This is a genomic window from Microvirga sp. HS2, from assembly GCF_055792805.1.
This window is the reverse complement of record NZ_JBVVAJ010000033.1, coordinates 1-13,608: the sequence shown is the minus strand read 5'-3', so window position 1 is coordinate 13,608 and position 13,608 is coordinate 1. Positions and strand designations below refer to the sequence as shown.

The following is a 13,608-nucleotide window of genomic DNA, read 5'->3' as shown; positions in this document are numbered from 1 at the left end:
AAGTCCAGAAAGGATTGCGCGCACCGCCCCTTCGCAATTTTCCATTCCAAAAGGGGCGCGTGGAGCGCCCCTTTCGTGTGGTCGGTCGGCGGCTGGGCTCAATAGGCGATCAGCATGTGCGAGGCGGCGTCCCAGGACAGGTTGCGGCCGTAATTCTCCAGCACGAGCTGGTACTTGTTGTCGACCAGCACCGTCGTCTCGTAGCTCACCGCATAGCTCGTCCCGGTCCAGTTGTAGAACGCCTGCCGGTTGAACACCACCGAGCCCGCCCCGTCGATCTGGAGCCGGTCCCCGACCTCCAGGTCCTTGATCCGGTCCACCACCACCGGCACGTAGGCATAGGCCTGCGCATCCCGGTCGGCGGCGACATCGAACACGAAGGTGTCACGGCCCGCTCCGCCATAGAGCACGTCGAGCCCGGCCCCGCCCTGGAGCACGTCATCGCCATTGCCGCCATGCAGGAAATCGGCGCCTGAGCCGCCGCGCAGCACGTCGTTGCCGTCGTCGCCGACGACATGATCGTTGTCGGCGCCCGCCTCCAGCGTGTCGGCGCCCGCCCCGCCGAGCAGCACGTCCTGGCCGGCCTGGCCGGAGAGCCGGTCGGCGCCGTCGCCGCCCTCCAGGCGATCAGAGCCGTCGCCGCCCTCCAGGCTGTCGTCGCCCGCGCCGCCGATCAGCGTGTCGTTGCCCTGGCTGCCGAAGAGCTGGTCAGCGCCCTCGCCGCCGTCGAGGCTGTCCGCGCCGGCGCCGCCGAGCAGCACGTCCTGGCCATCGTGGCCGTCGAGCGTGTCGGCGCCGGTGCCGCCATAGAGCACGTCGCTGGCGAGGCCGCCGACGATCACGTCGCTGCCCGCGCCGCCGTCGATCACCGCGCCCGCGGCCTTGAGCGCGCCGGTGCGGCCCTCGTCGCGGCCGCAGGCGATCCAGTGGTGATAGGCAAAGCTGATGTCGAGCTGGTTGGCGTCCATATAGGCCTTGATGTCGGGATTGGCCGCGAGATAGCCTTGCGCATCGAAGCTGGTGCTCCAATCCGCGCCGGGCCCCTGGCTCTGCCCGTGCCAGCCGCCCGGGCGGCCCTCGACGCTGCCGAAATAGCGCCAGTGATGGAAGCCCCAGGCCTGCGGATCGAGGCCGTTCTGGGCCGCATAGGCGGCGAGATCCGGGTTCTGGGCCATGTAGTCGGCGCCGTCGAAATCGGCGTAGACGTCGTTGCCGACGCTGATGAAGTCGTTGCCGGCGCTGCCGACCACGTTCTCGATGTCGAACAGCCGGTCGCCGTGGGCGTCGCCCTGCAGGCCGACCCCGGTGGCGAGATTGACGCGCACGCCCTCGCCGTTGATGCCGGGCTGGCTCGTGCCATAGCTCACCGTGTCGGTGCCGGAACCGCCGGAGAGAATATCGGCTCCCTTGCCCCCGGAGAGAACGTCATTGCCGTCGCCGCCGCTCAGGATGTCCGACCCCGCGCCGCCGATCAGCGTGTCATTCCCTCCTGCCGCAAAGAACCATCCCGAGCCCTCGATCCGGTCGTTCCCAGAGGTGCCAAGCGCGGTATGGACGATGTAAGTCCCCGAAGCCGCAGTCAAGGTCAGAGCGCCGACCCTAACCACCTCGATGGATTCTTCCTCGGCTTCCTCATCATCGCCCGAGGGGTCTTCCTCGGTGAGATCGAAAATAAGGGTCGCTGCCCGAGGAAGCTCCCCGGTGATCTCACTCATGGAGAAGATCAGAGGGGTTGCCTGAGGAAGCTGTCCGTCAGGAGTTGGGCAACCGCTTATGCAAACGATGGGTCCAAATTCGAGCTGAAGCCCGTCATCCCCGTCCTCCGACGTATCGTCCGCGTCGGCATCATCCTGCGATTCCGTCTCCGGACTTCCCGTGATCGGGCCGCCGCTCACCGCCGTGCCGCCATAGGGAATGGCACTTCCGCCGAAGATGCGAGCAAGTTCGGCGAGCAAAATCTGTTGAGCCGTTGCCATGATCGGTCTCCATTAAGGCCAAGCTTTGATAGGAAACTAGACCAAAATGAAACGTAATCAAGTAACATTCAACAGATGCTGAAAACGTCTCGCGATACTACCTACGATTTAAATGCACTTTAGAAATCTCAACCAGAGGTAATTTATTTTGCCATCCCACTCGGAGAAGCAGCAAATCAATAGAACAACAACGTTGAATGCACAGCATTACTTAGCAACTCTCGGCTTCATAAAGTATCGTCGGACATTTCTCTATCCAAACATGAGGATTTTGAATCTTTTCTGAGGCGGTTGCGTGCGCTCACCTATTCGGCCTCCCGGAAGAATTTACCTCAACGGCCACCTCCCTGGGTCCATCCACCGGCAGCTCGAATCGCAGCAACAACGCCCGAGGCCGCGCCGCCGATTCGATCAGCACCATGCGAGGGGTCTTCCCTTGGTTTTCCGCCTTCGGCTCAGGCCCGAAGACATTCTCCCCGGCCTCAGGAAGCAGAACCGCACAACACAACATTTCGGGGCTCGGGCCCGCCGTTAACCACGATTTGTGCACCGGCAAATTCGCCGGCAGAATTTATGCTCCGGGATTCTGAAAGGATTCTCCGGAGCTTAGCCACTTTTCCACATTTTTAACAATTGCCCACTACATATAGACGGAACCAGGGCCGTCGCTACAAGTTCTTGACGCAGGACCCTTAAGACGACTAGCTTGCCGGAGTGCCGATCTGAGACCGGCGGCCCCTCTGTGAGGAGGGGTTGAAATCTCCCAAGAGTCAGCGTCAGGGCCACGCGGCGAAGCGATTGCCGCGGGGACTGTGGTGTCCGAAGGAGACGTGACTCGGGCGTGCGAGTGGCGGTTCGACACGAGCGGACCGTGGGGGCGTTAAAAAAATAGTTGTGGGGCAATCGCTGCGGACACGTTTCGCAGCCCGGAGGCTTTTTGCCTCCGTACCAAGGGATCAGACAGATGCGGATCGAGCGGCGTTATACGCAAACCGGGCAATCGCCCTATTCCTCCCTCGCCTTCCGGCTCGCCACGAGCGAGATCCGCAATCCGGACGGGTCCATCGTCTTCCGGCTCGAGAACATCGAGGTGCCGGAGACCTGGAGCCAGGTGGCGTCCGACGTCCTCGCCCAGAAATATTTCCGCAAAGCCGGCGTTCCGGCCCGCCTGAAGAAGGTGGAAGAGAACGACGTTCCCTCCTGGCTCTGGCGCTCGGTGCCCGACGAGGCGGAACTCGCCAAGCTGCCGGAAGAGAGCCGCTTCGGCTCCGAAATCTCCTCCAAGCAGGTGTTCGACCGCCTCGCGGGCTGCTGGACCTATTGGGGCTGGAAGGGCGGCTACTTCTCGTCGGAAGAGGATGCGCAGACCTTCTATGACGAGCTGCGCTACATGCTCGCCAACCAGATGGTCGCGCCGAACTCCCCGCAATGGTTCAACACCGGCCTGCACTGGGCCTACGGCATCGACGGCCCCGGCCAGGGCCACTATTACGTGGACTACAAGACCGGCAAGCTGACGAAGTCGAAATCGGCCTACGAGCACCCGCAGCCGCATGCCTGCTTCATCCAGAGCGTCGAGGACGATCTGGTGAACGAGGGCGGCATCATGGACCTGTGGGTCCGCGAGGCGCGCCTGTTCAAGTACGGCTCGGGCACCGGCTCCAACTTCTCCAAGCTGCGCGGCGAGGGCGAGAAGCTCTCCGGCGGCGGCCGTTCGTCGGGCCTCATGTCCTTCCTCAAGATCGGCGACCGCGCCGCGGGCGCGATCAAGTCGGGCGGCACCACCCGCCGCGCGGCGAAGATGGTGGTGGTCGACGTCGATCACCCGGACATCGAGAGCTACATCGACTGGAAGGTGAAGGAAGAGCAGAAGGTGGCGGCCCTCGTCGCCGGCTCCAAGCTCGCTGCCAAGCACCTCAAGGCCATCATGAAGGCCTGCGTGAACTGCGAGGCCGAAGGCGACGCCTGCTTCGATCCGGAGAAGAACCCGGCTCTGAAGAAAGAGATCAAGATGGCCCGCCGGGTCCAGATCCCGGACAACTACATCAAGCGCGTCATCCAGTTCGCGCGCCAGGGCTACACCGACATCGACTTCCCCGTTTATGACACGGATTGGGATTCGGAGGCCTATCTCACGGTCTCGGGCCAGAACTCCAACAACTCCGTCTCGGTGACCGACGACTTTTTGCGCGCCGTGGAATCGGATGGCGAGTGGAAGCTCACCGCCCGCAAGGACGGCAAGCCCGTGAAGGTTCTCAAGGCCCGCGACCTGTGGGAGCAGATCGGCCACGCGGCCTGGGCCTCGGCCGATCCGGGCCTGCATTTCAACACCACCATGAACGACTGGCACACCAGCCCCGCCGGTGGCCGCATCCGGGCGTCGAACCCCTGCTCGGAATACATGTTCCTCGACGACACGGCGTGCAACCTCGCCTCCGCCAACCTGCTGCAGTTCTTCGACCGCGCGGCGCACAAGTTCGACGCGGAGTCGTTCGAGCATGCCTGCCGCCTGTGGACCATCGTGCTCGAAATCTCGGTGCTGATGGCGCAGTTCCCGTCGAAGGAGATCGCGCAGCTCTCGTATGAGTACCGCACCCTCGGCCTGGGCTACGCCAATATCGGCGGCCTGCTCATGACCATGGGCCTGCCCTACGATTCGGACGCGGGCCGTGCGCTCGGCGGCGCGATCACCGCGATCATGACCGGCGTGTCCTATGCCACCTCCGCCGAGATGGCGGGCGAGCTCGGCGCGTTCCCGAACTACAAGGCCAACGCGAAGCACATGCTGCGCGTGATCCGCAACCATCGCCGCGCGGCGCATGGTCAGGCGGAGGGCTACGAGGGCCTGTCCGTCAATCCGGTTCCGCTCGATCACGCCTCCTGCCCGGACGCCGACCTGATCGCCCATGCGAAATCCGCCTGGGACAAGGCGCTCGAACTCGGCGAGGCGAACGGCTACCGCAACGCGCAATCCACCGTGATCGCGCCGACCGGCACGATCGGCCTCGTGATGGATTGCGACACCACCGGCATCGAGCCCGACTTCGCTCTCGTGAAGTTCAAGAAGCTCGCCGGCGGCGGCTATTTCAAGATCATCAACCGCGCCGTGCCCGACGCGCTGCGCGCGCTCGGCTACCGTGAATCCGAGATCGCCGAGATCGAGGCCTACGCGGTCGGCCACGGCTCCATGAAGCAGGCTCCGGCCATCAACCCGGGCTCGCTGCGGGCCAAGGGCTTCACGGACGAGAAGATCGAAGCCGTGGAGAAGGGCCTGAAATCGGCCTTCGACATCAAGTTCGTCTTCAACCGCTGGACTCTCGGCGAGGACTTCCTCACCGGCACGCTCAAAGTGCCCGCGGAGAAGCTCAGCGATCCGTCCTTCGACCTGCTCTCCTTCCTGGGCTTCTCGAAGGCCGACGTCGAGGCCGCGAACATCCACATCTGCGGCGCGATGACCCTCGAAGGCGCGCCCTTCCTGAAGACCGAGCATTACGCGGTGTTCGATTGCGCCAACCCGTGCGGCAAGATCGGCAAGCGCTATCTCTCGGTGGAGAGCCACATCCGTATGATGGCGGCGGCGCAGCCCTTCATCTCGGGCGCGATCTCCAAGACCATCAACATGCCCAACGACGCCACCGTCGAGGATTGCAAGAACGCCTACATGCTCTCCTGGAAGCTGGCGCTGAAGGCGAACGCCCTCTACCGCGACGGCTCCAAGCTCTCGCAGCCGCTGAACTCCGCCCTCATCGCCGATGAGGACGAGGACGCGGAGGACGCGGTGGAAGCGGTCACCGCCCTCCCCGCCGCCGCGAAAGCCGCCCACGTGTCGGAGAAGATCGTCGAGAAGGTGGTCGAACGCATCGTTGCCCTGCGCGAGCGCGAGAAGATGCCCGACCGCCGCAAGGGCTACACCCAGAAGGCCGTCGTCGGTGGCCATAAAGTGTATCTGCGCACCGGCGAATACGACGACGGTCGCCTCGGCGAAATCTTCATCGACATGCACAAGGAAGGCGCGGCCTTCCGGGCGATGATGAACAACTTCGCCATCGCGATCTCGCTCGGCCTGCAATACGGCGTGCCGCTGGAGGAATACGTGGAGGCCTTCACCTTCACGCGCTTCGAGCCGGCCGGCTTCGTGCAGGGCAACGAGCGCATCAAGTCCGCGACCTCGATCCTGGACTACGTATTCCGCGAGCTCGCGGTGTCCTATCTCGCCCGCAACGATCTCGCCCATGTGGATCCGTCCGAGGCAGGCCCCACCACCATCGGCTCGGGCGAAGCCCAGTCGAAGGCGCCGGAAGCGGCTCCCGCCACGGCCATCGTGTCCCGCGGCTTCACCCGCGGTAACGTGGACCGCCTCATGCTCATCCCCGGCGGCGGCGCCGCCAGCGGCGGAGGCGTGACGCAGCGCACGGGCGGCGTGACGGTAGGCGCGACCGCGCTCAAGAGCGAGCTCGCCCAGCCCGCCCCGCAGGCGGAGGAAAAGGTCGGCGAAGCCGAGATGGCCAAACTCGCCTTCTCCGCCCCCGCAGCCGCCCCCTCCCTCGCCGACAAGCGCGCCGAGGCCAAGATGAAGGGCTACGTGGGCGAAGCGTGTCCCGAATGCGCGAACTTCACGCTGGTTCGGAACGGGACGTGCTTGAAGTGCGATACGTGCGGCAGCACGACGGGGTGCTCGTAAGCCCGGCGCAGGGTCTGTTTGTGAGGACGCTCACAAAGGTTGGCGAGAATCTCGCTAACCGCGCCTCAAACGGAGACAAAATCTAGCGCACCCTGGAGTGGTGACAAACTCTGACGAAGGCCGCTTGCAGCGGCCTTCTGTCATTTGGAAGAGAAAACTTGCCACCGTGGCGGAGAGGTCACTCTCGCGAAGAGGGGGCTCAGAAAGCGACCTCATTAGAGCGTCAACAGCACCCCTTAATCGAGGTGGCTGGGAGCATTCCCTTCCAGAGCCGAAAAGTCGCTCAGCGGAGCTCTAATCGCCGTGCGATCAAATTGTCCCGGACGGCCCGCCGATGACGGGAACGTTGGGGCCGTGCGGGAATGGCTGGCTGGCGAGGCGGCAGACTCCGACAGCTGCGTGCCTGGCTGGTTCCTGACGAGAGGATTGTCGCCATCTCGCATCGATGCCTGCTTCAGTGATGGGCCGGCGGTACCGCAGCCGTTACACAGCCCAGGCTCATGTAGCCATTGGCGGTAGCGAAGCCACAAGACGGCCACGGTGATAGCTCGCAGCCAACAGCAGACCGACGAGAGCGAGGATGGCACCCAAAAGCGCAACTGACGGAAGCCCAAAGGTGCGGATGGCAAGACCACCAAGTCCAGCACCAAGTCCTTGCCCCAGATAGTTCATGGACCCGTTCACAGCGAGCACTATCGCGGCAGCACCGGGAGAGATCGACACGAGCCTGGCCTGGACAATCGGCATGATCGCGAATAGGGCGAGCGCCGACGAGAAGACAGCCCACCCGACCAGCATCACCGAGGGCAGGCCGCCCGGAACCCCCGCTTCGAGCCGGGCAAAATGGATCAGTTGCGCAACCAGGATAAGGGCGAAGGCTCCGGCAATTGCCCCGCGGATGGCCTTGCCATTGGCGGCTCGCCCACCGAGCACAAGACCCATCAGGGCTCCGATCCCCATGATCGCCTGAAAAACGCCGACTTTTCCGCCCTGGATTCCTGCTTCCACCTCGAGCACTGGGCCAATGTAGGAGACGACGGCCATTGTCGCGGCGAAGGAGAGCAGGGTCAGCATGACGAGTGGACCGACATGGCGCCATTCGATTCGGGTGTTCTCCGTTGCCATGGCATGGGGCATGCGCGGCAGCAGCAGCGCGATCCCCGCGCACGCGATGCCCGACAGCAATGCGGCGAAAAGGAATGTCGCTCTACATCCGAACAGGTCCCCGACAAGACTGCCCAAGGGGATCCCGAGCAGGAATGCGAGCGTCATTCCACCGAGCACCATTGCGATGGCTGATCCGCGCCGGGATGCTGGGACAAGGGCTGCGGCGGCCGCACCGGCAACGGGCATGACGATCCCGCCCGTGGCGCCGGCAAGAACCCGAAGGAGAACGAGCAGGCCGAAGTTCGACGCAAAGGCGCACCAGACGGTAAATCCGGTGACTGCCACCAGCGCGAAAACGAGAAGCCGCCTCCGGTCCGTCCTCCCGCCCCACAGGGCGAGGAGCGGCCCGCCGACGGCGGCCGAGATCACAAAAGCGGTCTGCAACTGGCCCACCGCAGCCACGGAGACACCGATGTCTCGCGCCATGGGATCCAAAAGCCCCCCAAAGACGTAAGCCCCCGATCCGAAGGCCAAGGCGGCCATCGTGAGAAGAAGAACACGTGGATCCATCAATCAACTCTCCTGCATGGGCATGGACGATCCGGCGAGCACGCGAACCATGGGGAGTGCCGGTTTGGCTTCAGCCCAGAGGCTGAACGCGATGTCCGCAACCCCGGCTTGCTTCCGCCCGTTCAGTGCTCGGCCCAGCTTTGCTCAGGCAGGAGAGAGGGTCGATTACGCGTGAGGTAATGACTGGCCTCTGGAGCCTTCTGCTGCGGCCTTGAATTGCGGGTACCGCCACAAGCTCGGACAGTGTCCGGGAAAGCGCCTCCGGCGGAGGAAGGCTCCGATCGACTCCGGCGACCACGTCGCGGCATCGAGCGGGAGGGCGGCATGAAAGGCTGCATTCGTCCCCGGACGTGTGATCGTCCTCACGGCCGGCCGAACTCCTCCACGAGGAAGCCGAAGAACGCGTGGACCTTCGGGGCGAGGTGCTGCCGGGACGGGTAGATGGCATAAAGCGTGGTTTCCACCGTGCTCCAGTCCTCCAGGACGCATTGGAGGCGCCCTTCCCTCAGGTCGTCCTCGACGTAGGGCTTCGGCATCAGGCTGAGACCGAAGCCTTCGCGCAGCGCGTCGCGTACGGCGAGGCTCGATGTCACCGAATACCGGGCGCTGATCGGGATCCGCTCGGTGCGACCGTCCTTGCGGAACTCCCATACGTCCGCATGTCCCGACAGGCTGAATCGGACGCACTCGTGCGACCGCAGGTCGGATGGCGCCTCCGGCCTGCCATGCGCCTCGAAGTAGGTCGGCGCCGCGCACAGCACGTGCGGCATGACCGCGAGCTTCCTGGCGATCAGGCTGGCGTCCTCCAGGCTGTCGCTGCCGCGGATGGCGAGGTCGAAACCCTCCCGGATCAGGTCGACCCGCCGGTCGTCGAGATGGAGGTCCAGGGTGATCTCCGGATAGCGGGACAGGAAGCGGGGGATCGCCGCGGAAAGCCGTGTCAGGGTAACGGTCATCGGCGCGCTGACCCGCAGGGTGCCGCTCGGCTCCTTCTTCAGCGGGGACAGGGCCGCATCCGCCTCCGAGAGCGCATCCAGCCCGCGCACGACGTGCTCCAGGTAGATTCTGCCCTCCTCCGTGAGCGCCATGCGCCGCGTCGTCCGGTGGATGAGGCGGGCGCCCACATGCGCCTCCAGCTCGGCGATGTTCTTGCTGACCGCCGCCGGCGACAGGCCGAGCCGCCGTCCGGCCTCGGCGAAGCTGTTCCGTTCGGCGACGTGGCGGAAGACCTGCAACGCGGTGAAGCGGTCCATCGGATCGTTCTCTTCTGGTGAACAATGTCTTTTCGATATGCCGAATTATCAACCATCAGCCAAGTTTCTACTCTCCTCCTCCGAACACTTCTTTCCTTCGGAGACAGAAAAGTGACCAACCCTGCCATCGCGCTCATCGAGCAACGCGTCTCGACCAACCGGTTCGATGCCGGCCATGCGCTGACGGATGCGGAGATCGCGGACCTGACGCGCCTCGCGACGCGGGCGCCGACCGCCTACAACCTCCAGAACTGGCGCTTCGTCGCGGTACGGACCCGCGAGGCCAAAACACGCCTGCGCAGCCTCGCCTATGGCCAGGCGAAGGTGTCGGACGCTGCCGTCACCTTCATCGTCTGTGGGATGCTGCCTGACCACGCTGCCATCCCCGAGCGGCTGCATCCCTTCGTACAGGCCGGGTACATGGCGGCGGACATGGCCTTGGGCTGGCAGGAGGGCGCCCGCGCGCAGTATGCCGATCCCCGGACAGCCCGCGACGAGGCCGTCCGCTCGGCCACCCTCGGCGCCGCGACGCTGATGTATGCCGCCGAGGCGCTGGGCCTCGCCTCGGGTCCGATGGTCGGGTTCGATGCCGAAGGCGTGGCGCGTGCGTTCGGCCTCGGGCCGGACGAGGTGCCTGTAATGCTCGTCGCGATCGGCCGCGCTGCCCCGGGCAACTGGCCGCAGAAGCCCCGTCGCCCGCTGGCCGAAGTCCTGGAGATCGCATGAGACCGAACGCTTCCGATGTGCTGCTGACGGCCATCGCCCCTGCGATCTGGGGCAGCACCTACGTCGTCACCACCGAGTTCCTGCCGAACTTCTCGCCGCTGACGGTCGCGATGCTTCGCGCCTTGCCGGCCGGGCTGCTGCTGCTTCTGATCGTGCGACAACTGCCGACCGGGATCTGGTGGGCACGGAGCTTCGTGCTCGGCGCTCTGAACTTCTCGGTCTTCCTGAGCATGCTGTTCATCGCGGCTTATCGGCTTCCCGGTGGCGTAGCCGCCACGGTCGGAGCCGTACAGCCGTTGCTGGTGGTGTTTCTGGCCTACTTCATACTCGCCAGCCCGATCCGCCTCGTGCCCATCGTTGCCGCCCTTGTCGGGGCCGCGGGCGTCGCGCTGCTGGTGCTGACGCCACGTGCCGCCCTCGATCCGGTCGGTATCCTGGCGGGACTGGTTGGAGCCGGCTCCATGGCGTGCGGGATGGTGCTGAGCCGCAAGTGGCAGCCGCCGGTCTCCCTGCTGACCTTCACCGCATGGCAACTGACCGCCGGCGGCCTGCTTCTTGTTCCGGTTACCCTCGTGCTCGAGCCGGTCATTCCGGTCCCGACCATGACCAACCTGCTCGCGCTGACGTGGCTCGGCCTGGTCGGCATGGCCCTGACCTATCTTCTCTGGTTGCGGGGCATCACGCGCCTGGACCCCTCCGTGGTCTCGCCGCTGCTCTTGCTCAGCCCGGTGACCGCCGTGCTGCTCGGATGGCTGGTTCTGGACCAGACGCTGACCGCGCTCCAGATCATTGGTGGCATTCTCGTCGTCGGCAGCATCTGGCTCGGACAGCACGCCAACCGCCGTTCCACTGCGTCATCGCGGCAAAGGCCCGCCCCGGGTCAAGGTGCAATGGCGAACGCACCAAGTGACGGTCTGACCGCATCACCGCTTCGGAAATCCGGATGAGACTGCGGCCAGCCTCCCTGGTTTACCCCTTGGTTCTTGCACGACGTCCGGCAGCCTTCTCCCGATTGCCGCATGTCTCCATGCTGCACCAGCGGCGCTTGCCGTTCTTGCTGGTGTCAATGAACATCATCACGCAGTTGGGGTGTTCGCACTGCCGCAGCCTCTCGGTGCGTCCTGATGCAAGCGTTTCCGCAAAGTCCGCTGCCAATCGGCCCAGGAGCGCATCGGCCAGCGGTGTTTCGAAGCGCGGCCGGACCTCCCACCCTGATCCACCCTTGATGAGGGCCGAGACGACCGGGCTCCGGGCAAGCCTCTCGTTCACGGCAGCAATGGTCGCCGCCGGCGGGCTCCGGTCGGCAACGAGGGCTTCGGCACCTTCGCGCAACGTGGCGCGGAACCGGCGAGCCTCCGCGAGCCAAGTCTCATCCGGCTCGAATGAGTCTTCTGAGCTGATCAGGCCGGCGGCTTTCGCCCAGCGCACGAAAGCGCCGGGGGGACTGATCAGATCGTCTCGCCCCCCACCGGGACGAGCCGGTTCCGTGTTGAGGAAATCAACCCAAAGGGCATTGCCGACGAAGGAGAAGTCCCTGGCTTCCATGGTAACCTCTGAAATCATGTTTGACAGGTTACCATCGCCTGAAATAACCATCAAATGTCAATTTTGATAGTTACCTCTTTGGGAGCTGAAGATGACCCTTGCCTCTCGAATCGCCCGCCTCTCGGCTGCCGGACTCCTGGCCCCGGCGCTGCTGGCCGCCCCGGCTGACGCCGATCCCGCGCAGGTGCGCTATCGCACCCAAGCCGTCGACGGGATCGACATCTTCTACCGCGAGGCCGGCTTACCCGGTGCGCCGGCCGTGCTGCTCCTCCATGGCTTCCCAACGTCCTCGCACATGTTCCGCGATCTCATTCCACAATTGGCGCAGCGCTATCATGTCATTGCCCCCGACTATCCAGGCTACGGATTCAGCAGTGCGCCTTCGCCCACGAGCTTCGCCTATACATTCGACAGCCTGGCCGACGTCATGAGCCGCTTCACGCAAGCCATCGGGCTCAACAGCTACGCCCTCTACATGCAGGACTTCGGAGGTCCGGTTGGCTTTCGTATGGCCGTCTGGCACCCTGAGCGCGTGAACGCGCTCATCGTCCAGAACGCCAATGCCTATGAGGAGGGGCTGTCGCCGGCCATGGATGCGGCCCGACCCGCCTGGAAACGACGCACACCGGAGACCGAGAGGACGCTGCGTGGCTTCCTCACGCCGGACACGACCAGGTTCCAGTACCTGCACGGCGCACGTGATCCGGGCCGGATCAGCCCGGACGCCTGGCTGCACGCCCAGGCGGGACTCGACCGTCCGGGCAATGACGAAATCCAGCTCGCCCTCCTGCATGACTACGGGGCCAACCCCAGACAGTATCCGCGGTGGCAGCGCTATCTGCGTGAGCACCGGCCACCCACCCTCGTGGTCTGGGGCAAGCACGATCCGTTCTTCACGGCTGCCGGCGCGAGGGCCTACGAACGCGATGTGCCGGACAGCGAGGTCCACCTGCTCGAGACGGGTCACTTCGCGCTGGAAGAAGATGCCCCGACGATCGCCCGCCTCATGCTCGACTTCCTCGATCGCAGGCTTGCCGCACGGTGAGGGGCCTCCACTCGCCGGCGCGGCCGCGAAACAGGATCCACACACTCTTGGACACGGCATTCGATATCAAGCGCCTCCAGATTACCGTGACGTCCTCTCGGGTGTTCCGAGAGGATTGTCCGTTCCAGATCGACATGATAATCAGCGGGCCCTCTTTTGACCTCGCATGAACCTGGAGCCGTGGCATGGGAGCTGAACCCTCGTCGGACAAGTAAGCCGCAACAACGCTTTCCTTGTTGTTGCGGCGTCTGTCGAACCGATCCCAGCCCATGCTGACAGGCAGATCGCCGCCAAATGTTTCTCATTTGAGCGGATGCCTCATCATGTCTTCCAAGCCCCCCGTGTGGGCCTATTCCTTGCCGACAGCGCTCCTGCTGATGGCGCCCTTCGATATTCTCGCCTCGCTGGCGATGGATATCTATCTCCCCATCGTTCCGGCCATGCCGGGCATTCTCGGGACCAGTCCGGCCATCGTTCAGCTCACGTTGAGCCTCTACATGGTGATGCTCGGCCTCGGCCAGATCATCTTCGGGCCGATCTCCGATCGCATCGGACGGCGGCCCGTGCTGATCGGCGGCGCGTTCCTGTTCGCGGCGGCGTCATTCTGCCTGGCTGCATCCTCGACCGCCATTCCCTTTGTCGCCCTCCGCTTTTTGCAAGCGGTCGGGGCTTCAGCGGCTCTGGTAGCGACCTTCGCGACCGTTC

The 13,608-nt window shown here is 64.5% G+C and carries 9 protein-coding genes; 5 read left to right on the top strand and 4 right to left on the bottom strand.

Translation table 11 applies throughout. From position 1 onward, the window contains the following. Window positions 1–98: 98 nt before the first annotated feature. Entirely contained in the window at window positions 99–1,976 is a 1,878-nt protein-coding gene (locus tag ACS5Q0_RS21845; RefSeq protein WP_473128763.1) for a calcium-binding protein, read from the bottom strand. 964 nt (window positions 1,977–2,940) lie between these two features. Here ACS5Q0_RS21845 and ACS5Q0_RS21840 point away from each other — a divergent pair. Next, on the top strand, window positions 2,941–6,657 hold the full coding sequence (locus ACS5Q0_RS21840; RefSeq protein WP_473128762.1) for a vitamin B12-dependent ribonucleotide reductase: 3,717 nt from the start codon (window positions 2,941–2,943) through the stop codon (window positions 6,655–6,657). A gap of 498 nt (window positions 6,658–7,155) precedes the next feature. Here ACS5Q0_RS21840 and ACS5Q0_RS21835 read toward each other — a convergent pair whose 3' ends face one another. Together ACS5Q0_RS21835 and ACS5Q0_RS21830 are read right to left on the bottom strand one after the other, a co-directional pair. Beyond that, on the bottom strand, window positions 7,156–8,334 hold the full coding sequence (locus tag ACS5Q0_RS21835; protein WP_473128761.1) for an MFS transporter: 1,179 nt from the start codon (window positions 8,332–8,334) through the stop codon (window positions 7,156–7,158). A 362-nt stretch (window positions 8,335–8,696) separates the two neighbouring features. After that, window positions 8,697–9,587, bottom strand: coding sequence for a LysR family transcriptional regulator (locus ACS5Q0_RS21830; protein ID WP_473128760.1), 891 nt, complete (start codon window positions 9,585–9,587; stop codon window positions 8,697–8,699). A 111-nt stretch (window positions 9,588–9,698) separates the two neighbouring features. On the opposite strand from ACS5Q0_RS21830, the gene ACS5Q0_RS21825 reads away from it, so the two are divergent. Both ACS5Q0_RS21825 and ACS5Q0_RS21820 read left to right on the top strand, forming a co-directional pair. Continuing rightward, on the top strand, window positions 9,699–10,313 hold the full coding sequence (locus ACS5Q0_RS21825) for a nitroreductase family protein (RefSeq protein WP_473128759.1): 615 nt from the start codon (window positions 9,699–9,701) through the stop codon (window positions 10,311–10,313). Then, window positions 10,310–11,260: a DMT family transporter gene (locus ACS5Q0_RS21820; RefSeq protein WP_473128758.1), complete on the top strand. Its 951-nt coding sequence runs from the start codon at window positions 10,310–10,312 to the stop codon at window positions 11,258–11,260. Before ACS5Q0_RS21825 ends, ACS5Q0_RS21820 begins: the two co-directional genes overlap by 4 nt. Window positions 11,261–11,282: 22 nt before the next feature. Here the strand turns inward: ACS5Q0_RS21820 and ACS5Q0_RS21815 are convergent, their stop codons facing one another. Further along, window positions 11,283–11,858, bottom strand: a complete 576-nt coding sequence (locus ACS5Q0_RS21815; RefSeq protein WP_473128757.1) for a CGNR zinc finger domain-containing protein — start codon at window positions 11,856–11,858, stop codon at window positions 11,283–11,285. A gap of 91 nt (window positions 11,859–11,949) precedes the next feature. Between ACS5Q0_RS21815 and ACS5Q0_RS21810 the strand changes: the two genes are divergently transcribed. Both ACS5Q0_RS21810 and ACS5Q0_RS21805 read left to right on the top strand, forming a co-directional pair. Next, a complete protein-coding gene (locus ACS5Q0_RS21810; protein ID WP_473128756.1) occupies window positions 11,950–12,903 on the top strand; it encodes an alpha/beta fold hydrolase in 954 nt (317 codons plus the stop codon). Window positions 12,904–13,226: 323 nt separating this feature from the next. After that, on the top strand, window positions 13,227–13,608 hold a 382-nt coding region (locus tag ACS5Q0_RS21805; RefSeq protein ID WP_473128755.1), incomplete at its 3' end, for an MFS transporter.